Here is a 21,988-nt window from a genome sequence, read left to right as displayed (position 1 = left end):
CCGCCGGAAACCGTCAGGCGAACCTCGCGGACCGCATAGGGTGGGACGGTGACGAACGCGAGTACGAACCCCGGCGGCGACCGAGTGCTGTACGGGTGCATGGGCCTGGGCGGGAGCTGGGACCCGGACCCGTACGGGCCCGCCGACATCGACGCCGCCGAGGCGGCCGTCGTCGCCGCCCTCGACAGCGGCATCACCACCTTCGACCACGCCGACATCTACCGGCACGGGAAGGCCGAGGCCGTCTTCGGCGAGGTGCTCGCGCGCACGCCCGGGCTGCGCGAGCGCATCACGCTCCAGACCAAGTGCGGGATCCGGCTCGGCGACGAGGACCGCCCCGGGATGTACGACCTGCGCGGGGACACCATCGCGCGCCGTGTCGAGGAGAGCCTGACCCGGCTGCGGACCGACGTGATCGACGTCCTGCTGCTGCACCGGCCCGATCCGCTGGCGGACGTGGACGAGACGGCCGCCGCGCTGTCCTCCCTGCACCGCCAGGGCCTCGTACGGGGCTTCGGCGTGTCGAACATGGGCGCCGCGCAGATCGCCCACCTCCAGGCCCGGCTCGACGTACCGCTGGTCGCGAACCAGCTGGAGATGAGCCTGCACAGCCGAGCCTGGGTCGAGGCCGGAGTGCTCCTCAACACGCCGGAGTCCGCGCGGAACGGGTTCCCGTTCGGCACGCTGGAGCACTGCCGCGACCACGGCATCCGCCTCCAGGCCTGGGGCGCGCTGGCGCAGGGCCGGTTCACCGGCCGCGAGGAGACGCCCACCGAGCGCGCCACCGCGGCGCTGCTGGCCGAGCTGGCCCGTAAGAAGGGCACCACGCCCGAGTCGGTCCTGTTGTGGTGGCTGATGCGGCACCCCGCCGCCATCGCGCCGGTCATCGGCAGCGCGCGCCCCGAACGGATCCGTGCGTGCGCCGACGCGGCGCTGCGGGAGCCCGAGCTCACGCACGAGGAGTGGTACGAGCTCTGGATCGCCGCCCGAGGCGTGCCGCTGCCCTGAGCCGACCGGGACGGGGAACGGGGGGCGGGGGGCGGGCAGCGGGGGTGGGCGGCGGGGGATAGCCCCACCGGTGGCCGACCGGGAAGCCGGATGGGACCCCGAGGTGAGATCAACAAGGCTTGCGCCATGACGACTTACCCGCACAAGGCCCTGCTCCTCGCCCTCGCCACGGCCACCGTGGTGGCCGCGACCGCGACCGCCGCTCCGGCCGTGGCCCGACCGGCGCCCGCACCCGCCGGTCCGCGGCTCGCCTGGCACCCCTGCACGCATCCGGGCGCGCCCGCCGCCCAGGAGTGCGCCGAGCTACCCGTCCCGCTCGACTACGACGACCCCGACGGCCGCCAGCTCACCGTCGCCGTCTCCCGGATCCGCAGCGACCGCCCCGAGGCGCGGCGCGGCACCCTCGTCGTGATCCCCGGCGGACCGGGCGGATCCGGCGTGCAGCGTCTGACGCAGAAGGCCGACGCACTGCGACGGGAGCTCGCCGGGGCCTACGACCTCGTCGCCCTCGATCCGCGCGGAGTGGGGGCCAGTACCACCGCGAGCTGCGGGCTCGCCCCCGAGGACCGCTACCTGACCAGCCTGCGGTCCTGGCCGGGCCCGAACGGCGAGATCACCGAGAACATCGCCCGCTCCGAGCGCATCGCCGAGGCCTGCGCCCGCAACGGCGGCCCCGAGCTGCGCAGTTTCACCACGGCCAACCAGGTCCGCGACATGGACCGCTTCCGCGAGGCGCTCGGCGAACGGAAGCTCTCCGCCTGGGGCACCTCGTACGGGACGTACGTCGGCGCCGTGTACGCGCAGAAGTACCCCCGGCACACCGATCGCTGGGTCCTGGACAGCAGCGGCGACCCCGACCCGAAGCGGGTGGCGCGCGGCTGGCTCGCGAACATGTCGCAGGGCGCGGCGGACCGCCTCCCCGACCTCGCGGCCTGGGCGGCCCACCCCGACCGGGACCGCGACGGCCTGCGACTGGCCGCGCAGCCGCACGAGGTGGAGCCGCTCCTCGTCTCCCTCGCGGCCCGACTGGACCGGGAACCGAGGGCTTCGACGACCCCGGGAGTGCCGCTGACCGGCAACGGCCTGCGCCAAGCCCTCCAGAACGCGCTCTACGCCGACGCCGCCTTCGCACCCTTCGCCCGGCTCGTGCAGTCGGCGCAGGACCCGGCGGGGACCCCGGTCCTCCCGAGGGAACTCGCCGCGCCCGTCCCGGACACGGACGCCGCGCTCATGGTCAGCGTCATCTGCAACGACGTCAGGTGGCCGAACACGCCCATGGCCGAGTACCGGAAGGCGGTCACCGCGGACCGGGCCCGCCACCCGCTCATGGCCGGCATGCCGGTGAACGTGACGCCCTGCGCCTTCTGGAAGACCCCCACCCAGAAGCCGACCCGGATCACCGATGACGGTCCGTCCGACATCCTCATGCTGCAGAGCCGGCGCGACCCGGCCACTCCGCTCTTCGGAGCCCTGAAGATGCGCGAGGTGCTGGGCGACCGGGCCCGCCTGGTCACCGTCGAGCAGGGCGGCCACGGGCTGTACCTCGGCAACGGCAACGCGTGCGGCGACCGGACCGTCACCGAGTTCCTCACGAGCGGCCGCCGCCCGACCCGGGACGTGGACTGCGCGAACTGAGCCGGTCGCGCCCGTACGGCCTTGGATTCGTAGGGGTATGGACGGATACGCCCCACTGAACATCTGTTAGTGTGCCCGCGCTTGGTGTTCATCCATCGATCCGTCCTCCCCTCGACCGCCGCGCGCCCGAGGGGGCTGCGAGGTGTCTCGTACGTGCACAGCACCATTCCCTTCTCCCCGACCGAGGCCAGATCCGCGCGCGCCCGCATGGGCCTGACCACGACCCAGGTGGCCCACTCCATGGCCGCCTGCGGCACCCCCGTCCACCCCCAGCTGGTCCTCGCCTGGGAGCAGGGCGCCGAGGTGCCCTCCGATCGGCAACTCTTCGCCCTGGCGGACGTCCTGTGGTGCGACGCCACCACGCTGATGGGCATCGCTCCGCGCACCCTCGCCGAGCATCGGCTGGCGCGTCGACTCACCGTCGATCGGCTGGCGTACCGCATAGGCATGGACCCGTCCGAGTACCGCGCGGCCGAATCGGCGCGGCAATGGCACGGGGACACCTGGCAGACCAGGGCGCTCGTGGAGGCCCTCGGGCTGTCGCTGCGCGAACTGATCGGGATCATGGGACGGGTGGAGGAACTGGCCGAGCACCTGCGCTCGGCCGTCGCCGGGCGGTGGAGGACGTACGTCGACCCGGTGGCGGAGATCGTGGTGGTGGACGCGACCGGCGTCGGCGACGCGCTGCGCACGATGCACGCGGAGTTCGCCGCCTTCTCGGAGCGGTACATGGGGCACCTCCTCGCGCGCAACGACGACGCCCGGCTCAAGGAGATCGCCGCGGAACGAGCCGCCTACCTAAGCCGACTGGTGGACCATTTCTGGGAGTTGGTGGGGGAGGCGGGCGAGGCGCCGCCGTTCCCCGCGGCCGGACGCTGACCCGGCCCGCCGACCGCCGACCGCCGTTCACGGGCCGGGCGCACGGAGCGCCCGGCCCGCGGTCCGTTCCGTGGTCCGTTCCGTGGTCCGCGGTCCGTCTCAGCGTGCCGGCGCGCCGAAACGCGGTTCGGCCGGGTCCTGTTCACCGATGTCGTCCCAGTCGATCTCCGACCCGGCGCGCCGTGTGAAGACGTTGAAGAGCAGGTTCAGCGTGATGGCCGTCAGGGCGCCCAGCGTGATCCCGCTGTCGAGCACGGCCCGCAGGTCGTCCGGCATCCGGTCGAAGAACGGGCCGACGGTCGTCGGGAGCAGGGCGGCGCCCAGACTGACCGCCAGGATCAGGGTGTTGCGCTCCTCGCGCAGATCGGCCTTCCCCAGGATCTGGATGCCGACCGCGGCGACGATGCCGAACATGGAGAGCGCCGCTCCGCCCAGTACCGGATGCGGGACCGAGGCGACGAGGCTCCCCGCCTTCGGCAGCAGGCCCAGGACGACCATGAACACACCGGCCGCGACGACCACGTACCGGCTCATCACCTTCGACATGCGCACGAGGCCGATGTTCTCGGCGAACGCCACGTACGGGAAGGAGTTGAGGACGCCACCGAGCACCGTGGCAGCGCCGTCCGCGCGCAGGGCCCGGGCGACCGTGTCGGCGTCGACCTTCTTGCCGGTGATCTCGCCGATCGCGTAGACGTCACCGGTGGTCTCCACCATGGTGATCAGAGCGACGACGAGCATGGCGACGATCGGCAGCAGCTCGAACCGCGGCATGCCGTAGTGGAACGGGGTGGTGATCCCGAACCAGTCGCTCTCGCCGACCGCGGCGAAGTCGGTGTCGCCGAAGAGCCAGGCGGCCGCCGTGCCGACGACGAGCCCGAGCAGGACGGCGAGGCTGCTGAGGAACGGCTTGCCGATCCGGACGACGGTGAGGGTGAACAGCAGGGTGCCCAGCGCGTAGGCGAGGTTCTTCGGGTCCCCGTACGCCGGGGTGCCGATGAGGTGCGCGCCCCCCGCGGCGTCCTGCAGGGCCACCGGGATCAGCGTGATGCCGATGATGGTGAGGATCGTGCCGATGACGACCGGAGGGAAGAACCTCACCAGCCGGCTGAAGAGCGGGGCGAACAGGAAGGTCGCGATGCCCGCCGTGATCACTGCCCCGTAGACGACGAGCAGCCCTGCGGTACCGCCGCCCGCTCCGATACCTATGGCGATCATCGGGGAGACCGCGGTGAAGGTGACGCCTTGGACCAGGGGCAGCCGGGCGCCGATCTTCCAGACGCCGAGGGCCTGGATGATCGAGGCCACGCCGCAGGTCAGCAGGTCCGCGTTGATGAGGTGGACCAGCTCCTGGCGGGAGAGGCCCAGAGCGTTCCCGAGCAGGACCGGGACGATGACGGCCGCCGCGTAGAAGGCGAGGACGTGCTGGAAGCCGTACAGGGCGAGCCGGGGGAGCGGGAGTCGTTCGTCGACAGGGTGCGTCTGCGGCCGGGGGGACCGACGTGGCATTCGTGCCATCTCTGCCTTGCCTTCGCGAGGTAGGTGAATGAGAAGACCGCCGCCCTCCAGCCCTGGGTGACAGGGCGAGGGCAGGTCGGCTCGTACCGAGCCGACGCCGGGCGGTGTTGCCGACATCGCGTCGCTCTGCACTGCATAGTCATGCCCCGGATGCGGGAAATCCTTCGATCGACATGGCAGATCCGCATTTGATCATGGGATCCGAAGGGGGCTCGACCGGAGGGCGCTCACCATAGCCAAAGGTCGTGTTTCCTCGCGAGTAACCTCCCGGCAAGGTGCCCGCCCAGCTCCCCGTCACTGCCCCGGTCCCGCGCAACCCGTACGACGTCACCCGCCTCGCCCGGGTGACGGCGGACCCGGCCGCCCCGACCCCGGTCCGAGGGCGAACTCCGGGCCACCGCAAGGCTTTCGGCGCCCGTGGAGGCTGCCCGCGGCCATCTCCCCTTCCCCTTCCCGGCCCACTTTCCGTACGGCCGTGGCCCCGGATATCCATCCGTACTTGTGGGTACTGCGGCCGAATGGCGCCGGATTTGATAGTTCTGGACTGGTCCGGTGTGAGAAAGCTGCGGGAAGGATCCGGCATGTTCGATCTACTGCGCCCGGAGACCGTCATGTGCCCCTTCTGCAAGGCCACCGCCACCGACGGAGTGGTGCGGACCTTACGGACCGGAGCGGGGTCACTCTCGGTGACCTGGCACGCCCTCAACTGCCCGCATTACGCGGCCGACCGGATCCTCGCCGAGAAGGAGGGCTGACCCGAGCCGTCCCGGACCGGCCGAGGACGGCGACATGCGGGACCTGACCCGTACGGCGAGGATGAGGAGGGACCGGCGACGAGGAGCGGCGCATGACCAGTCCAGCGGAGCGGCTTCGGCGCGGACGGGCCGTCCGCAAGATCACCGGACGCTCCGCGCACGGGCGCTGGACCGCTTCACCGGACCGGCCCGACCCCATCGGCGTACTGCGGCGGCAGGGCACCGACCGCGTGCCCGAGCTGCTGCCGATCCGCTACGGCCGCATGGCGGCGTCTCCGCTCGCCTTCCTGCGCGGCGCGGCCGCCGTCATGGCCGCAGACCTGGCCACCGGGCCGCAGACCGGCCTGACCGTCCAGCTGTGCGGGGACGCACACCTGCTGAACTTCGGCATGTTCGCCTCGCCCGAACGCGCCCTGCTCTTCGACCTCAACGACTTCGACGAGACCTTCCCCGGCCCCTTCGAATGGGACGTCAAACGGCTCGCCGCGAGCGTCGCCGTCGCCGCCCGTGACAACGGGCACGGCGACGACCAGGCCGCGAGAGCGGCCCGCGGCGCGGCCCGGGCCTATCGCCGGACCATCCGGGAGCTCGCCGGACACCGCGAGCTGGACGTCTGGTACCACCGGATCGACACCGCCGACCTGCTGCCCCTCATCCGCGAGCGCGAACTGCGCGACCGGGTGGCGGCCAACCTGGCGCGCGCCCGCCGCCGCACCAGCCTGCGCGCGCTCGGCAAGCTCACCGAGGTCCAGGGCGGGCGCCGGCGGATCGTCCACGATCCGCCGCTGCTGGAGCCGCTCGCCCGCGCGGACTCACGGGAGGTCGACCAGATCTTCGGCAAGTACCGCAGCACCCTCCCCGAGGAACGCCGCCTCCTGCTCGACCGCTTCCGCTTCGCCGATGTGGCGCGCAAGGTGGTCGGCGTCGGGAGCGTGGGGACCCGCTGCTTCATCGTGCTGCTCCTCGGACGTGACGCCGACGACCCGCTCTTCCTGCAGATCAAGGAGGCCGTGCCGTCCGTCCTGCACGGCCATCTCCCCGACGACGGGCACGATCACCAAGGCCACCGGGTGGTCGCGGGCCAGCGCCGCATGCAGGCCGCGGGCGACATCTTCCTCGGCTGGACGACCGGGCCCGCCGGGCGCCATTTCTACGCCCGGCAGCTGCGTGACATGAAGGGGTCCGCCGAGGTCGCCGGGATGCCCCCCGAGCTGCTCGGCCGGTACGCCGAGCTGTGCGGCAGGGCCCTGGCCCGCGCCCACGCCCGCACCGGCGACCGCATCGCCATCGCCGGCTACCTCGGCGGCGGCGACACCTTCGACCGCGCCGTGGCCGGCTTCGCGCTCCGCTACGCGGACCGGACCCTCGCCGACCACGCGCTGCTGGCCACCGCGATCGCCGACGGGCGGATCACCGCCACCAGCGGCATCTGAACCCTCAGGCCGCCGCGCCGCTCGGCTCCGCCTCCCGGGCCGCCCGGCGGCGCAGCGCGTCCTCGTCGGTGTCGGCGTCGTAGGAGAGCAGCTTCGGCAGCAGGGCGGCCAGCACCGCCACCGATGCCACACAGGCCAGGCCGCCGCCCCAGAAGGCCGAACGGGTACCGGTCCAGCCGGCCATCGTGCCCGCCCGGACCTGCCCCAGCTGCGGTCCCACGCTGTACGAGAGCACCTCGATGCCCGCGAGCCGGCCCCGCAGCTCCTCCGGGATCGTCTGGTTCCAGATCGTCGCCCGGCCCAGCCCGCTCACCATGTCGCCCGCGCCCGCCACCGCGAGGCACAGCAGCACGAGCCAGATGCCGGAGGACGCGCCGGCCCCGGCGACCGCCAGGCCCCAGACCGCCGCACCGAACACCACCAGCAGCCCGTGCCGGCGTACCCGGGACATCCAGCCGCTGGTCATGCCGAGCGCCAGCGAGCCCACCGCCCCGGCCGCGTACATCAGCCCCAGCGCCCAGACGGCGTCGAGCTCGTCCGCGAGGAAGGGGTAGATCGCGTTCGGGAAGGCGAAGAACATCGCCGCCAGGTCGACGGCGTACGTCCCCAGCAGTACGGGCCGGCTCCAGGCGTAGCGCGCGCCTTCGGCGATTCCGCGCAGCGACGGGCGTTCGGCCCCCTTCACCGGCGGCGCCGGACTGAGCCGCAGGCACAGCAGCACGGAGGTGGCGAATCCGAGAACGGTGACGGAGTAGGCCGCGGCATGACCGGCGAAGGCGACGACCACACCGGCCAGCGCCGGACCGGCGATCGCCCCGAACTGGTAGCGCAGCCCGTTGAGCGCGGCGGCCGCCGTCAGCTGGTCGTGCGGCACGATCCGCGCCATCAGCGAGTCCAGGGCCGGCCGCTGGAGCCCGCTCAGCGCCGACACCCCCGCCGCCACCACGTACAGCGGCCACAGCAGCGGATCCGGCAGCAACGCGTTCACCAGCAGCACCAGGGCGAGTACCCCGAGCCCGGCCTCGGTCAGCAGGATCAGGCGCCGCCGGTCGACCGCGTCGGCGAGGGCGCCGCCGTAGAGCCCGAAGACCACCAGCGGAACGAGCTCCACCGCACCCATCGCACCCACCGCCATCGGCGAGTCCGTCAGGTGCTTGATCTGCAGCGGCAGGGCGATCATCGCCATGAACGAACCGAAGTACGTCACCGTGCCCTGGTAGAAGAGCAGCCTGAAGTCCCGACCGGATCGGAACGGTGCGAAATCGGGCAGTACGGCGGACCATCGGGAAGTGCTCACGAGATGCCATCGTCCGTGGACCTCACGGCCGGGGCAACGGATTTTCTGCGCACACCGGCCGCGTATCGCTCACGGACGGGCGAATCCGGGGCCCGGCGCGTGGGATCACGCGCCCGCCGTGGCACCCATGGGTCATGCCGCCGGTGTCAGCGTTCCTGCGTACGGCAGCGTCGTACGCCTGGCGCCTGCTGGTGGTCGGCGCCGCCGTCTACGCCCTCTTCGCCGTGCTCGGCAAGTTCCACGAGATCGCCGTGGCACTCTTCCTCGGCCTCGTCGTCTGCGCCCTGCTCTGGTGGCCCACCCGACGCCTCGCGCGCGTCCTGCCCCGCTCGGTCGCCGTCGCCGTCGTCCTCCTCGGCAGCGCGCTGGTCCTGCTGGGCGTGCTGACCCTGGTCGGCACGGCGGTGGCGGGGGAGAGCACCACCTTGGCCCGGGAGTTCCGCGAGGGGCTCTCCAGCATCGAGACGTACCTTCAGCGACCGCCCTTCCGGCTGAATCCGAACGCCCTCTCCGACCTCCAGTCCCGCCTCGGCGAGTACCTCTCCAGCCACCGTTCCACGCTGCTCAGCCAGGCGGTCAGCGGAGCCGGGCGTCTGGTGCACGTCCTGACCGTGCTCGCCCTCGGGGCCTTCTGCTCGTTCTTCTTCCTGCACGGCGGCGACCGGCAGTGGTCCTGGTTCTGCGCGCAGCTGCCCCGCTCGGTGCGAGCCCGCGTGGGCATCGCCGGCGCCGCGGCCTGGCGTACGTTCACCGGCTACACCCGCGGGATCGTCCTCGTCGCGGCGACGAACGCGGTCCTGGTGGGGGTGGCCCTGTACTTCCTCGGGGTCCCGCTGGCCGTGCCGCTGGCCGTGCTGGAGTTCTTCGCGGCCTTCATCCCGCTCATCGGATCGCCGGTCGCGCTGGCGGTGGCCGCGGTGGTCGCGCTCGCCGCGAAGGGGCCGTTCGTCGCGGGCCTGGTGGTCGCGCTGATCGTGGTCATCGGCCAGATCGAGGGCCACCTGCTGCATCCGCTGGTGATGAGCCGGGCGGTCCGGCTGCACCCGCTGGTGGTGGCGATCTCGGTGGTCGCGGGAGCCATCGCGGCCGGGGTGGTCGGCGCGGTGGTCGCGGTCCCGCTGGTGTCGGTGATCTGGTCGGTGCACACGGCGCTGCGCGACGCCCGCCTCGGGTCCGTCGGCCCGACGATCGACGACGACTGAGAAACGGACGGCCCACGAGCGGGACGACCGGCGGCCGGACGGCGCACACCCGCCGGTCGCTTCCTGCACAATCGCCTGATGAGCGATGAAGACCCCTACCTGTGGCTGGAAGACGTATCCGGCGACGCCGCCCTCGCCTGGGTGCGGGAGCGCAATGCCGAGACCGTGGACGAGCTGACCACCTTGCCCGGGTTCAAGGTCCTCGAGCAGGAGATGCGCGAGGTGCTGGACGACGACGGCCGGATCCCCTGGACCGTCCGGAGAGGCGCCCACCTCTACAACTTCTGGCAGGACGCCGACCACGTTCGCGGCCTGTGGCGGCGGACGACCTTGGAGGAGTACCGGACCGACCACCCGGCCTGGGAGGTGCTCCTGGACCTCGACGCGCTCGCCGAGGCCGAGGGTGAGAAGTGGGCCTGGGCGGGCAGCCGCGTGCTGGCCCCCGAGCACCGGCACGCTCTCGTCCTGCTGTCCCGGGACGGCGCGGACGCCTGCGTGGTGCGCGAGTTCGACCTGGAGACCCTGGAGTTCGTCGAGGACGGGTTCGCCGTCGCCGAGGCCAAGACCCGGATCGGGTGGATCGACCACGACCGGGTGTGGATCGGTACGGACTTCGGCGCCGGCTCCATGTCCGCGTCCGGCTACCCGCTGCAGGTACGCCGCTGGCGGCGCGGCACGCCGCTCACGGACGCCGAGCTGGTCTACGAGGGCCGGCCGACGGACCTGTCCGCCTCCGGATGGCACGACGACACCCCCGGCTTCGCGCGGGACTTCGTCCACCGGCAGATCGACTTCTGGAACCGGGAGCTCTTCCTGCTCCAGGAGGACTCCGCCGGCCCGCCCCTGAAGATCGACGTCCCCGACGACGCGGGCGCCTCCGTCCACCGCCGGTGGCTGACCGTCACCACCAAGTCCCCGTGGCTCGGCCACCCCGCGGGCAGTCTGCTGGCCTTCGACTTCGAGGCCTTCCTGGCGGGGGAGCGGGAGGCCGAGGTGCTGTTCACGCCGGACGAGCGCACCGCGCTCGCCGGATACAGCTGGACCCGCGACCACCTCATCCTCAGCACCCGCGCCGACGTCTCCTCGCGGATGGAGCTGCTCACCCCGGGCGCGGCCACGGGCCCCGGCGCGAGCTCCGGTGGCTGGAGTCGCGCGCCGCTGCCGGGCCTGCCGCCGCTGTCCACCGCCTCGGTCACCGACACGGACCCGGACGTCGGCGACGAGTACTTCCACCAGGTCTCCGGCTTCCTCCAGCCGGCCACCCTGTACCGGGGCACGGCCGGCGACGGCGGCGAGAGTGAAAGCCTCAAGCAGAACCCGGCCCTCTTCGACACCGCCGGTCTCGCCGTACGCCAGTACTTCGCGACCTCCGCGGACGGCACGAGGGTGCCGTACTTCGTCGTCGGACCCGAGGACCGCCCGGGCCCCGGTCCCACCCTGCTCTACGGGTACGGCGGCTTCGAGATCTCCATGGTCCCGCAGTACAGCGCGGTCACCGGACGGGCCTGGCTCGCACGCGGCGGCACGTACGTCGTCGCGGGCATCCGGGGCGGGCACGAGTACGGGCCCGGCTGGCACAAGGCGGCCCTCGGCGCGAACCGGGTCCGGGCCTACGAGGACTTCGCCGCGGTCGCCCGGGACCTCACCGCCCGGGACATCAGCACCCCCGCCCAGCTGGGCATCGAGGGTGGCAGCAACGGCGGGCTGCTCATGGGCGCCATGCTCACCCGCGAACCGGAACTGTTCGGCGCGGTCGTCGCGCACGTACCGCTGCTGGACATGCTCCGCTTCCACAAGCTGCTCGCCGGAGCCAGCTGGATCGCCGAGTACGGGGACCCCGACGACCCGGCCGACCGACCGCACCTGGAGGGGATCTCCCCCTACCACCGGATCCGGACGGACGGGCCCGCGTACCCGCCGCTGCTCCTGCTGACCTCGACCCGCGACGACCGGGTACACCCCGGCCATGCCCGCAAGATGGCCGCCCGGCTGCGTGAGCACGGGCATCCGGTCCTCTTCCACGAGCACCTCGGGGGCGGCCACGCGGGCGCCACCGACCACCGGCAGACGGCCTTCAACGAGGCCCTCGTCCACACCTTCCTGTGGGAGCGGCTGACCCCGCGGGACTGATCGGGTACCCGGGTGCAGGTGAACGGGAGGCATCCGTACGGGGGATTTGCGGGGCCGGACGCTGCCCGGGGCCGGGTTGTGCTCCACCATCGGCGGATGCGACCCCGGTCAGGGAGGACCCCCATGAGTACCCCGTACGCGTCCGCCGCCCCGTACTACGCCCGCCACCGGCCGCCGTACCCGGCGGAGCTCTACGCGCTCCTCGCGGACCGGTTCGCGCTCGACGGCTCCCAGACCGTCCTGGACCTCGGCGCCGGACCGGGCACGATCAGCCTGCCGTTGGCTCCGCTGGTCGAGCAGGTCTACGCCGTCGACCCGGAGCCGGCCATGCTCGCCGAAGGGTGCGCACGCGCCGACGAGCAAGGCCTCGGGAACATCTCCTGGCTGCGGGGCGACGCCGCCGGCATCGGCCGGCTGTGCCTGCCCCGGATCGACCTGTGCGTCATCGGCGACGCGTTCCACCGGATGGACCGGGCCCGGGTTGCGGCCGACCTGGACGCCGTGCTCGCGCCACGGGGCGGGATCGCCGTCGTCACCTCCCTGCTGGCGGCCTGGCCGGCCGTCGTCGATGAGGTGCGCGCACGCTTCCTCGGACCCGGACCCGGGGCGGCACAGGGAACGCCTGCACGGCGTGCGGAGGCATCGGCGGCGGACCGTCTGCGGGACGCGGAGGACCAGCTCGCGAAGTCGGCCTTCTCCCGCGTCGGGACCACCACGTGGGAGCGGTCCACCCGCTGCACCGTGGACCAGGTGATCGGCCTGCAGTTCTCCCGCGCCTCCTCCAGCCCGGCCCTGCTCGGCGAGCGCAAGGACGCCTTCGCGTCCGAACTGCGCACCGCCCTGCTGGACCACGACCCCGGCGGTACCTACACCCGGACCGTCACCGTCGCGGTCACCGTCGCGACCAGGCCGCGGCGGTGACCGCGGGTCCCCCTCACCCGGCTCGCTGATCCGTCCCGGCCGCGGGCGTGCGGTGCGCGAACCGGTCGGCCGCGCGCCGGCCGCGGCTCTCCAGGGGCAGTACCCCGGTCGCCGCGGCCAGCCCGAACGGCGGCATGTCGAAGTAGATCGACTCGTACGAGCCCTCGGGCACGATGTAGGACTCGTGCCACAGCCCCACGTGGCGGCGCAGCTTCCCCGCGCGGTCCTTGCGGTTGATGATCGACCAGGCCTTGTGGTGCAGCATGTCCGGGGCCGCGGCGTACGCGTAGAGCTTCTCCTTGGACTCCCAGTACTGGACCACGTAGTACGTGCGGGGCGAGGCGGTGAGCAGGACGTGGCCGAGCAGGCCCCGGGTGGGGTGCTTGGCGAGCTCGCGGAGCATACGTGGCATGGCCAGGACCACGGGAACCCAGTGGTGCACGGCCCAGAAGTGGTTGATGCGCATTCCGATGAGCAGGACGACGACGTCCCCCTCGGCGGCTGCGGTGGTACGGCCCGGTAAGGGTTTCGCGAACAAGTCGGCCTCCCCATAGCCCTGTTGGATAGCACTGCTGTCCAACCATCACATGATTGGATAGTGACACTCGCCAAGGGAAGGTTCAAGAGATTGCGGCTCGCGGAACTGAGTGAGCGGAGCGGCGTGGCCATCGCCACCATCAAGTACTACCTGCGCGAGGGGCTGTTGCCGCCGGGCCGCCGGGTCAGCGCGACCACCGCGGACTACGACGAGGGCCATCTGCGCAGACTGCGGCTCGTCCGCGCGATGATCCAGGTCGGCCAGGTGCCGGTGGCGCGGGTCCGGCAGGTGCTCGCGCACGTCGACGACGAGTCCTTGGGCCGGACGATGCGCCTGGGCGCTGCCTTGTGGGCCCTTCCCCTCGAGCCCGAACGGGCCGACGGCAAGAGTGACGGCGGCGACGACCGTGACGGTGAGGACGAGGCCACGACCGCCGCGCGCGCCGAGGTCGACCAACTGCTACGGACGCTGGGCTGGTCCACGGCACGGGAGTTGGGGGAACTCTCCCCGGTCCACCGCTCGCTCGTGGCGGCGGTGGCCACCCTGACGCGGCTCGGCTATCCGTGGGACGCCACGCTCATGGCCCCGTACGCGCGGCTGATGCACCAAGTGGCGGCGCGAGACCTGGACTTCGTGGAGACCTTCCCCACGGAGGCGGAGAAGGTCGAGACCGCCGTCGCGGCGACCATCCTGTTCCAGCCGGTGCTGAAGGCGCTGCACCGGCTGGCCCAGGAGGAGGAGTCGGCCCGGCGGTACGGACTGGAGTGAGGCGCCGCCGGTGCCCTCGGACCTCCTCGCGGCTGCGGCCACGGCCGCGGCCGCAGCCGTCGCCCGCGCCGACGTGATCGCGGGTCAGGGCGCCGGGGTCGTGTCCCCGGCCGGAGCGTCGGCGAGTGCGGTGAGCAGTTCCCGCTCGCGGGCCGTGCTCAGACCGGCCCGGCGGGGGCGCTCCAACCCCTCGGCGCGCTCCCACCGCAGGAGGTCCTTCAGCATCTCGGCGCGTGGGCGGTCGCGCAGCCCGGCCGCGTGCGCCGCGGCTCCGCTGCGCGCGCAGAAGCCGGCCCACTTCGGATCCGGCATCCACATGGCCATCGACTCCGGGCCCATGAACGCCCCGACGCCCTGGTCGAGGAGCCACTGCGGGTCCGCCACCGCCTTCGGTCCGGTGTACCCGGCCGTACGGGCCGACAGGGTGACCCAGTCGTCGAAGGGGACGACGGGCCCGACGGCGTCGAAGGTCCCGGTGGTGCCCTGCTGGGCCAGGTCCAGGAGCCAGGCCGCCAGATCGCGCACGTCGATCGCCTGAGTCGGCACCTCGCCGGGCTCGGGAAGGAGCACGGGCTGGTCCACGTCACGGGCGAAGCGCGCCGTCCAGTACCCCGACCGTCCGCTCGCGTCGCCCGGGCCGCCGATCAGACCGGCCCGGGCGATGACGAGCCGATCTCCCACGGCGGCGCGTGACAGCTCCTCGCAGGCGACCTTGGCCTCCCCGTACTCCTCCCGCCCCACGTACTCGCCCTCGGCCGCCGGCAGCAGCGCGGCCGACTCGTCGGCGCCGACCGTGCCGTGGTCGGCGTAGGCGCTGATGGAGGAGACGTAGGTCCAGTGCCGGGCCCGCCCGGCGAGGGCCGCGAGCGCGCCGCGGACGAAGGCCGGCTGCCAGGACACCTCGATCACGGCGTCCCAGTCGCGGTCGCGTTCGAGGAGTTCCGCGTAGGCGGACTCCTCGTTCCGGTCCGCCGCCACCAGCCGCGCGCCGGGCGCGACGGCGCCGCTCTCGCCGCGTGCGAGGCAGGTCACCGTGTGCCCCCGCTCCAGCGCCTGCCGCGTGATCTCACGCCCCAGCCATGCGGTCCCGCCCAGTACAAGAAGATCCATCAGGCCACCTCAGCACATCGTGTGCACCCCCGCGATGCCGGTTCGCGCTCGGCGAAGAAGGGCCGTCCACCGCGTCACGCGGAATTCGCCCACTCCTCGCGCAGCATTCCGAAGAGCACGCTGTCGTAGCGCTCGCCCTCCATCAGCACGGCCGACCGGCGGCGGCCTTCCTCGCGGAAGCCCAACCGGCCGAAGGCACGCACGGCGCGTTCGTTGCCGCTCCAGGTGTCCAGTTCCAGGCGGCTCAGGCCGTAGGCGCCGAACAGGTGGTCCACGAGCAGCCGTAGCGCGTCGCTGCCGTGGCCGCGACCCCACAACTCCTTTTCACCGATGGTGACTCCGAGTGTGGCCACTCCGGCGTAGGGGTCCAGGTCCCGGTAGTCGACCATGCCGATCACCCGGCCGTCCGTCAGGTCCTCGACCGTGAACACGGCCGACTCCCGAGGCATCAGGCGCAGCATGCTGTCGAAGCCGAGCCCGACCGCCTCGGCCGTGACCGGGCCGAAACACGGATCACCGGCCGTGGCCCAGCGGACCACCTCCGGATCGTTGCGCCACCGAAGGTGATGCTCCGCGTCCTCGACGCGCAGCGCACGCAGTCTTACCAATCGTCCTTCGAACATCGTGCATGCCTCTTCGCATCGTTCAGTGGTATCGATCAGGTGGTCGGCCCGAGGTGCCGTCACAGGTCCCGCCGCATGCAGACGCGGGGCCACCGGTCCAGACCGTGCGCCGCCTCGCGCTCGCGGATCTTCCGGAGGCCCGGGGTGAGCTCCGCTTCGTCCAACTGCCGGAACCCGCAGCGCGCGTAGTACGGGGCGTTCCACGGGACCTCGGTGAAGGTGGTCAGGGTCAGGGCGGGCACGCCCGCACGCCGGGCGAACTCGGCCAGGTGCTCCAGCAACCCCCGGCCGAGCCCGCGACGCGCGTGGTCCGGGTGCACGGACACCTGCTCGACGTGCAGATTCCCCTCGACGCGCTCGGCGATCAAATAGGCGACCGGGACGTCTGCCGCCCCGACCGACACCCAGGCCCGCCCGGCCCGTCGGTGGGCGGCGAGCTCGTCGAGGGTCGGCGGCTCGTCGTCGGCGATCTCCGGCATGCCGATGTCCCGGAAGCAGCGCCCGGCGGCCCTCTCGATGTCCTGGAGGACGGCCGCTTCGGTGGGCCGTGCCGGGCGGACGGTGAAAGCGATAGCCATGGCCGCATTGTCGCGGGCGGCTCGGGCGAGGGCATCCGAGTTTCGGGCCCGCGGCCGTTCCCCGCTCGCCGGGGGCGGCTTCGGTGCTCCGTCCGAGTTCTCTTCGGTGCCCGTTCGGCCGCAGCGCCGAGGGAGTGATCATCATTTTGGTGCCACATCGCTTTGATACGGCTATGTCACGAATGCGACGGAGACAACCGACCAAGACGTGGGGCGCCGTGGCCGCGGTGACGGGGGCCATGCTGGTCGTCGCCGCCGCGCCGGGTCGCGCGCCCGACGCGGACACCGCGGAGGGGGCCCTCGCGGGCCCGCCGCGCGAAGCCGCGGTCACCCTGCTGGTCGGGAGGGTGCTGGACGAGGGCCGCGGGTCCGGTGACGGGCCGTGCGCGGTGCGCATGTTCCGGCCCGGCCTGTGCAGCGGCTGGCAGGAACAACGGGTACGGGCCACCGCCCGCGGGACGGGATCCGTGGTGAAGGAGCCCGCCCTCGGTGACACGGCACGCAGCGCCCGGACCGACGTCCTCCCGACGGACTCCGGCGGGCCGCTCCAGATCGCCCTGGCCGAACCGGGCCGGCTCACGGACGTGACGGTGCGCGACGGTCACGGCCGTCACCTCGCCGGCGAACTCGCCCCGCACAGCGAGCGCTGGCTGAACAGCGAGCCGCTGCGGGCGGGGGAGACCTACACCGTGCAGGTCGGCGCCCTGGACCCGGACGGCACCGCGGTCGGCGTGACCATGGCGTTCCGGACCGCGCCCCCCGCGGACGGGGGCAGGCTCACCGTCGAGTTCGGGCCGGGCCCCGGCACGTACGGGGCGGGGGAGATCGTGACGGCGAGCCTCAGCCGCCCGGTGCCCGCCGACGACCTCCCGGCACGCGCCCGACTGGAGCGGGGCCTGCAGGTGACCTCGGAACCCCATGTCGAGGGCGCGTGGCACTGGGTCGACGAATCGACCCTGCACTTCCGGCCGCGTACGTACTGGCCCGCCCATACCGTCGTGCGCGTGCGCAGCGGTCTCGACGGGGTCGAGGTCGGGGACCACGACTACGGCGGCCCCTCCGACGCCGTGCAGTTCACCATCGCGGACCGGATCGAGGCCGTCACCGACTCCGCCACCCACCGGATGACCGTACGCCGCAACGGACGGGTCATCAGGACCATCCCGGTCACCACCGGCAAGGAGGGCTTCAGGACCCGCAGCGGCATCAAGGTCGTGCTGCGCAAGGAGCCCAAGGTCCGCATGCGCGGTGACACCGTCGGCATCAGGCGCGGCACCAGCGAGTTCTACGACCTGCCCGTCTCCTACGCGACCCGGGTGACCTGGAGCGGCGAGTACATCCACGCCGCGCCGTGGTCGGTCGAGGCGCAGGGCGAGGAGAACGTCAGCCACGGTTGCACGGGCATGAGCACCGAGGAGGCCGCCTGGTTCTTCGACACCGTCCGCGAAGGAGACATCGTGGAGGTGGTCAACAGCGGCGGAGAGAAGATGGCCCCCTTCGACAACGGCTTCGGGGACTGGAACGTCGACTGGCGTACCTGGCTGGCGGGCAGCGCCCTGGCCGCCATCGACGGGAGCCCGCATAACCCACCGGCCGGCCCCGTCCCGTCGCGGCTGCACCCGTCCACCTGACCCCGCCCCGGGCGCCACGGTCGGCCGTCCGACCGAGGTGCCCGTACCCGCTCGGCGGCGGCGCGCACCGGACTACGATCACCACATGATCAAAGGAGTGATGTTCGACTTCTCCGGCACACTGTTGCGCGTCGAGTCGACGCAGGAGTGGCTCGCCGCCGCCCTCGCGGAGACCGGCATCCCGTCGGCCGAGGAGGAGTTCGGCGGGACGGTGCGGCGGCTGACCGAGTACGGGGCGCTGCCCGGCGGGCTGTCGCCCCAGCACATGCCGGCCCACCTCGAAACCCTGTGGGACGGGCGCGACATCAGCGCCGAGCAACACCGGGCCGCATACTGCGGTCTGATCGACGCCGCCGGTGTCACGGACCCGGAGCTGGTGCGGGCGCTCTACGACCGCCACATGACCCCGGCCGCCTGGCGCCCCTACCCGGACACCGAACCCACCCTGCGCGCACTGCGCCGCCGGGGGATCCCGGTGGCCGTGGTCAGCAACATCGGATGGGACCTGCGGCCCATCTTCCGCGCGCACGGGCTCGACGAACTGGTCGACGCCTACGTGCTCTCCTTCGAGCTGGGCGTCCAGAAGCCCGATCCGGTGATCTTCCAGGCCGCCTGCGACCGGCTGGGCCCGGCCCCGGCCGAAGTGCTGATGGTCGGCGACAGCCGTGAGGCCGACGGCGGCGCGCGGGCGCTCGGCTGCCCGGTACACTTCGTCGACCACCTCCCGGTCGACCGGCGGCCCGCCGCACTGGCCCCGCTCCTGGACCTGCTCGGTCCGGCGTAGAACGCTCCCCGGGGCGTGGGCGGGGTGGGCCGTCTCCTGGCGACCGCCGACACACCCCGCGGCCCGACTGTGGCGGCCGCGCACATGGGAGCGACCCACGGGTGTCCCGGATGATTCCGGGCATGACGAGCGGATACCTTCCCGTGCCCCCTCCCGCGCCGCATGCGACAGCCGCCGCCGCGGGCATCGACCTGGCGGGTCGCACCGCCCTCGTGACCGGGGCCGGCGGTGGCATCGGGCGGGCCTGCGCCTCGGCCCTCGCCGCGGCCGGGGCCCACGTACACGTCGTGGACATCGACGCCGCCGCGGCGAAGGCCGTCGCCGAGACGATCGGTGGGCGGGCGCACGTGGTGGACCTGGCCCGCGCCGAGAGCGTCGAGGAGCTGCCGGCCGACATCGACATCCTGGTCAACAACGCCGGCCTGCAGCACGTCGCCCCGCTGACCGAGTTCCCGCCGGACCGCTTCGCCCTCATGCAGCGCGTGATGGTGCACGCCCCGTTCCTGCTGATCCGCCGGACCGTGCCGCACATGCGCGCACGCGGCTGGGGCCGCATCGTCAACATCTCCAGCGCGCACGGGCTGCGCGCCAGCGCGTTCAAGGCCGGATACGTGACCGCGAAGCACGCCTTGGACGGGCTGAGCAAGGTCGCGGCCGTCGAAGGCGCCCCGCACGGCGTCACCAGCAACTGCGTGAACCCGGGCTACGTCCGCACACCACTGGTCGAGCGGCAGATCGAGGCCCAGGCCGCCGCCCACGGCATCGACACCGGGCAGGTGGTGTCCGACGTGCTGCTGAGGCGCTCCGTGATCAAGCGGCTGATCGAACCGGCGGAGGTCGCCGCGGCCGTTCTGTGGCTCTGCGGCCCGCACACCGGCTACATCACGGGTGCCTCGATCCCCCTGGACGGAGGCTGGACCGCCACCTGAGCCCCGTGAGCCCCGGCGGCACCGTCAGAAGCCGGGCCCGGCGCCCGTGACGCGGTCCCACAGGGAACGGGTGGCCCCGAAGCCGCTCTCGTGCACCCAGACGTGCGTGCACCCGGGGCACTGGAGGTGGAGCATGCTGCCGGTGTTGGTCAGCAGGTAGCGCCAGTGCGTGGAGCACGTCCGCCGCTGCTCGCAGGGCTCGCAGCCGCGCGCGTCCGCACACTTCGGGCAGGCCACCCAGGCACGGCGCCCGGGGTCGGCCTGCGGGTCAAGCGGCAGCACTGCCGTCTCCGCGCGAAGGCAGCACACCGGCCGCGACCAGGTCGTCGTAGAGGCGCTGCTGCTCGGCGTCGAGCCCGGAATAGAGCAGGTCGTACGCGGCTTCCTCGCCGAGGAGCACCTCCAGCGGATCCCAGTCGGGGCCGAGGGCCGCCATCACCTGAGCGCGCCGGAGCACCTCCTGCGAGGTGAGGTCGACGGCGAAATCGACCAGCTCGGACGCGTCGGAAGCACCGGTGGCGTCGCAGGGAGGAGTGGGTTCGTGGGGGGCCATACCTTCGAAGTTAGGTAGCCCTTCCTTCCCCGGTCAAGGGAGCGTGGGCGGAGTCACATTCCCCTGATCAGGGGGTGTGCGGGCCAGGAGGAGTCGCTCCGGAGCGGGCGGCGCGGCCGGGCAGGTGGTGTGACAAATGTAATGGCCTGTCAAGGTGCTTCTCGGTCTGGAGGTTGATGCCCGCTTCGTCCTCGCGGAGGAGGTCGCGGCACAGCTCCGGAGCCAAGAATTGCAGGGACCGAGATCGCCGGGCCCCACCGGGGCCACCGACGAGGAGCCGCCGTGCCCCACACCCGCCCCACCGACCGCCCCGCCCCTCGCCTGCGACGGGCCGTCTCGGCCACGGCCGTCGCCGTGGCCCTGCTGGCCGGCCTCGCGCCGGCCGCGAGCGCCGCGACCCCGGAAGCGCCGGGCACCTACGGCCAGGACGCCGCAAAGCGCCTGGACCCGGCCCAGCTGCAGGCGGGACTGGACGCGATCCACGCGGCGGGCATCTACGGCGTCCACTCCGGGGTCCGCGACGGCCGCCGGCGTTTCGACGGCGCCGCCGGTCTCGCCGACATCGCCACCGGGCGCGCGGTCCGCCCCGACCTCCGCCACCGCGTCGGGAGCGTCACCAAGACGTTCACCGCCGTGGCCGTCCTCCAGCAGTCCGCGAAGGGCCGTATCGACCTGGACCGGCCGGTCGGCGACTACGTACCCGATCTGCTGCCCGGCGAGCGTGGCCGCACGGTGACCGTACGTATGCTCCTCAACCACACCAGCGGCATCCACGACTACATCGGTGACGCCTTCCCCTCCCTCCTGAAGGGGACCACGGAGAGCCTGGACGAGAACCGGTACCGCACGATCGAACCCGCCGTGCTGATCGGCTACGGCGTGGCCGGTCCGCAGCGGTTCGAGCCCGGAACCGACTGGTCCTACTCCAACACCAACTACATCCTGCTCGGCGAGATACTCCGCAAGGTGACCGGCCAGGACCCGGAGCAGCTGATCACACGGGACGTGATCCGGCGCGTGGGCCTGCGCGACACCTACTTCCCCGGCACCGACCCGCGCATCCGTGGCGCCCACGCCCGCATGTACGAGAACTTCTACGGGCTCATCGACCCGCCGCGCGACTACAGCGACTACAACATGACCTGGGCCGGTACCGCCGGCGCCCTCGTCTCCACCCCGCAGGACCTCAACACCTTCTACCGTGCCCTGCTCGGCGGCGACCTCCTGCCCCGCCGCCAGCTGGACCAGATGCGCACCACCGTCGACGTCAAGGGCCCGGAGGGCACCGTGGTCATGCACTACGGCCTCGGCATCTACTCCCTGGACACGCCCTGCGGACCGGCCTGGGGCCACGACGGGGGAGTCTGGGGCGCCGGGACCTGGGCGCTGTCCAGCCCGGACGGCAGCCGCCAGTTCGCCGTCGGGTACAACCTGATGAAGTACCAGCGCCTCGACGCGGCCAGCACCGCCTTCGACCCGCACCCGGCCGACGCCGCCATGCGGGACTACCGCGACCGGGCCCTGTGCGGCGCCGGCACGCCGCGCCTCCCGGACCCGGCCGCGAAGAACCGCCCCGCCGAGGCCCCACCGGCCCAGGCCCCGTCGCCCCAGGCACCGGCCGAGCGGCGGACGGCACTGCCCCCGACCATGCCCGCGCTCCCCGGACCGCTCTCGGGTCCCCTGCGCTGACCGGACA

General features: G+C 72.7%; 21 protein-coding genes. 13 read left to right on the top strand and 8 right to left on the bottom strand.

Features of this window, described 5'->3' with window-relative positions; all coding sequences use genetic code 11:
• Positions 1-48: 48 nt before the first annotated feature.
• The 3 genes from BCL76_RS25830 (at position 49) to BCL76_RS25820 (ending at position 3,522) form a co-directional block, all read left to right on the top strand.
• Positions 49-1,008, top strand: a complete 960-nt coding sequence (locus BCL76_RS25830; RefSeq protein WP_258309906.1) for an aldo/keto reductase — start codon at positions 49-51, stop codon at positions 1,006-1,008.
• Between the two features lie 126 nt (positions 1,009-1,134).
• The gene (locus BCL76_RS25825; RefSeq protein ID WP_109781994.1) at positions 1,135-2,643 is read left to right on the top strand and encodes an alpha/beta hydrolase; all 1,509 of its coding nucleotides are present in this window, start codon (positions 1,135-1,137) and stop codon (positions 2,641-2,643) included.
• 153 nt (positions 2,644-2,796) lie between these two features.
• Positions 2,797-3,522: a helix-turn-helix domain-containing protein gene (locus tag BCL76_RS25820; RefSeq protein WP_109781784.1), complete on the top strand. Its 726-nt coding sequence runs from the start codon at positions 2,797-2,799 to the stop codon at positions 3,520-3,522.
• A 99-nt stretch (positions 3,523-3,621) separates the two neighbouring features.
• Here BCL76_RS25820 and BCL76_RS25815 read toward each other — a convergent pair whose 3' ends face one another.
• Positions 3,622-5,040, bottom strand: a complete 1,419-nt coding sequence (locus BCL76_RS25815) for a nucleobase:cation symporter-2 family protein (RefSeq protein ID WP_109781783.1) — start codon at positions 5,038-5,040, stop codon at positions 3,622-3,624.
• 581 nt (positions 5,041-5,621) lie between these two features.
• Between BCL76_RS25815 and BCL76_RS39135 the strand changes: the two genes are divergently transcribed.
• Both BCL76_RS39135 and BCL76_RS25810 read left to right on the top strand, forming a co-directional pair.
• Positions 5,622-5,795, top strand: a complete 174-nt coding sequence (locus BCL76_RS39135; RefSeq protein WP_181382732.1) for a hypothetical protein — start codon at positions 5,622-5,624, stop codon at positions 5,793-5,795.
• A 92-nt stretch (positions 5,796-5,887) separates the two neighbouring features.
• Entirely contained in the window at positions 5,888-7,228 is a 1,341-nt protein-coding gene (locus BCL76_RS25810; protein WP_109781782.1) for a DUF2252 domain-containing protein, read from the top strand.
• A gap of 4 nt (positions 7,229-7,232) precedes the next feature.
• Here the strand turns inward: BCL76_RS25810 and BCL76_RS25805 are convergent, their stop codons facing one another.
• Positions 7,233-8,525, bottom strand: a complete 1,293-nt coding sequence (locus BCL76_RS25805; protein ID WP_109781781.1) for an MFS transporter — start codon at positions 8,523-8,525, stop codon at positions 7,233-7,235.
• 134 nt (positions 8,526-8,659) lie between these two features.
• On the opposite strand from BCL76_RS25805, the gene BCL76_RS25800 reads away from it, so the two are divergent.
• From BCL76_RS25800 to BCL76_RS25790, 3 genes are all read left to right on the top strand, one after another.
• Positions 8,660-9,727: an AI-2E family transporter gene (locus tag BCL76_RS25800; protein ID WP_109781780.1), complete on the top strand. Its 1,068-nt coding sequence runs from the start codon at positions 8,660-8,662 to the stop codon at positions 9,725-9,727.
• 78 nt (positions 9,728-9,805) lie between these two features.
• Entirely contained in the window at positions 9,806-11,857 is a 2,052-nt protein-coding gene (locus BCL76_RS25795) for a prolyl oligopeptidase family serine peptidase (RefSeq protein ID WP_109781779.1), read from the top strand.
• A 123-nt stretch (positions 11,858-11,980) separates the two neighbouring features.
• Positions 11,981-12,778 (top strand): class I SAM-dependent methyltransferase, encoded by a 798-nt coding sequence (locus tag BCL76_RS25790; RefSeq protein ID WP_181382731.1) that lies wholly within the window; start codon positions 11,981-11,983, stop codon positions 12,776-12,778.
• 13 nt (positions 12,779-12,791) lie between these two features.
• Here BCL76_RS25790 and BCL76_RS25785 read toward each other — a convergent pair whose 3' ends face one another.
• A complete protein-coding gene (locus tag BCL76_RS25785; RefSeq protein ID WP_109781777.1) occupies positions 12,792-13,316 on the bottom strand; it encodes a DUF4188 domain-containing protein in 525 nt (174 codons plus the stop codon).
• Positions 13,317-13,406: 90 nt separating this feature from the next.
• Between BCL76_RS25785 and BCL76_RS25780 the strand changes: the two genes are divergently transcribed.
• On the top strand, positions 13,407-14,084 hold the full coding sequence (locus tag BCL76_RS25780) for a MerR family transcriptional regulator (RefSeq protein ID WP_109781776.1): 678 nt from the start codon (positions 13,407-13,409) through the stop codon (positions 14,082-14,084).
• An 84-nt stretch (positions 14,085-14,168) separates the two neighbouring features.
• Here the strand turns inward: BCL76_RS25780 and BCL76_RS25775 are convergent, their stop codons facing one another.
• The 3 genes from BCL76_RS25775 to BCL76_RS25765 all read right to left on the bottom strand — a co-directional run bounded on the left by BCL76_RS25775 (position 14,169) and on the right by BCL76_RS25765 (position 16,395).
• Entirely contained in the window at positions 14,169-15,194 is a 1,026-nt protein-coding gene (locus BCL76_RS25775) for an NAD-dependent epimerase/dehydratase family protein (protein WP_109781775.1), read from the bottom strand.
• 74 nt (positions 15,195-15,268) lie between these two features.
• A complete protein-coding gene (locus tag BCL76_RS25770; protein WP_109781774.1) occupies positions 15,269-15,817 on the bottom strand; it encodes a GNAT family N-acetyltransferase in 549 nt (182 codons plus the stop codon).
• A gap of 59 nt (positions 15,818-15,876) precedes the next feature.
• A complete protein-coding gene (locus tag BCL76_RS25765) occupies positions 15,877-16,395 on the bottom strand; it encodes a GNAT family N-acetyltransferase (protein WP_109781773.1) in 519 nt (172 codons plus the stop codon).
• Between the two features lie 173 nt (positions 16,396-16,568).
• Here BCL76_RS25765 and BCL76_RS25760 point away from each other — a divergent pair, with 173 nt between their 5' ends.
• From BCL76_RS25760 to BCL76_RS25750, 3 genes are all read left to right on the top strand, one after another.
• Positions 16,569-18,026 carry a L,D-transpeptidase gene (locus tag BCL76_RS25760; protein WP_258309905.1) on the top strand — a complete coding sequence of 486 codons (1,458 nt, stop codon included), beginning with the start codon at positions 16,569-16,571 and terminating at the stop codon, positions 18,024-18,026.
• Positions 18,027-18,111: 85 nt separating this feature from the next.
• The gene (locus BCL76_RS25755) at positions 18,112-18,810 is read left to right on the top strand and encodes an HAD family hydrolase (protein WP_109781772.1); all 699 of its coding nucleotides are present in this window, start codon (positions 18,112-18,114) and stop codon (positions 18,808-18,810) included.
• 122 nt (positions 18,811-18,932) lie between these two features.
• Positions 18,933-19,739: a 3-hydroxybutyrate dehydrogenase gene (locus tag BCL76_RS25750; RefSeq protein WP_109781771.1), complete on the top strand. Its 807-nt coding sequence runs from the start codon at positions 18,933-18,935 to the stop codon at positions 19,737-19,739.
• A gap of 24 nt (positions 19,740-19,763) precedes the next feature.
• Here the strand turns inward: BCL76_RS25750 and BCL76_RS25745 are convergent, their stop codons facing one another.
• Positions 19,764-20,021, bottom strand: a complete 258-nt coding sequence (locus BCL76_RS25745) for a hypothetical protein (protein ID WP_030758738.1) — start codon at positions 20,019-20,021, stop codon at positions 19,764-19,766.
• On the bottom strand, positions 20,008-20,292 hold the full coding sequence (locus tag BCL76_RS25740; RefSeq protein ID WP_109781770.1) for a DUF6400 family protein: 285 nt from the start codon (positions 20,290-20,292) through the stop codon (positions 20,008-20,010). The genes BCL76_RS25745 and BCL76_RS25740 overlap by 14 nt, the downstream gene beginning before the upstream one ends.
• Before the next feature lie 282 nt (positions 20,293-20,574).
• Between BCL76_RS25740 and BCL76_RS25735 the strand changes: the two genes are divergently transcribed.
• Positions 20,575-21,981 (top strand): serine hydrolase domain-containing protein, encoded by a 1,407-nt coding sequence (locus BCL76_RS25735; protein WP_258309904.1) that lies wholly within the window; start codon positions 20,575-20,577, stop codon positions 21,979-21,981.
• Positions 21,982-21,988 lie beyond the last annotated feature (7 nt).

Source organism: Streptomyces sp. CG 926, from assembly GCF_003148825.1.
In the GTDB taxonomy this organism is placed as follows: domain Bacteria; phylum Actinomycetota; class Actinomycetes; order Streptomycetales; family Streptomycetaceae; genus Streptomyces.
Note: the sequence above shows the minus strand (reverse complement) of the source record. Positions and strands in the feature narration are given on the sequence as shown.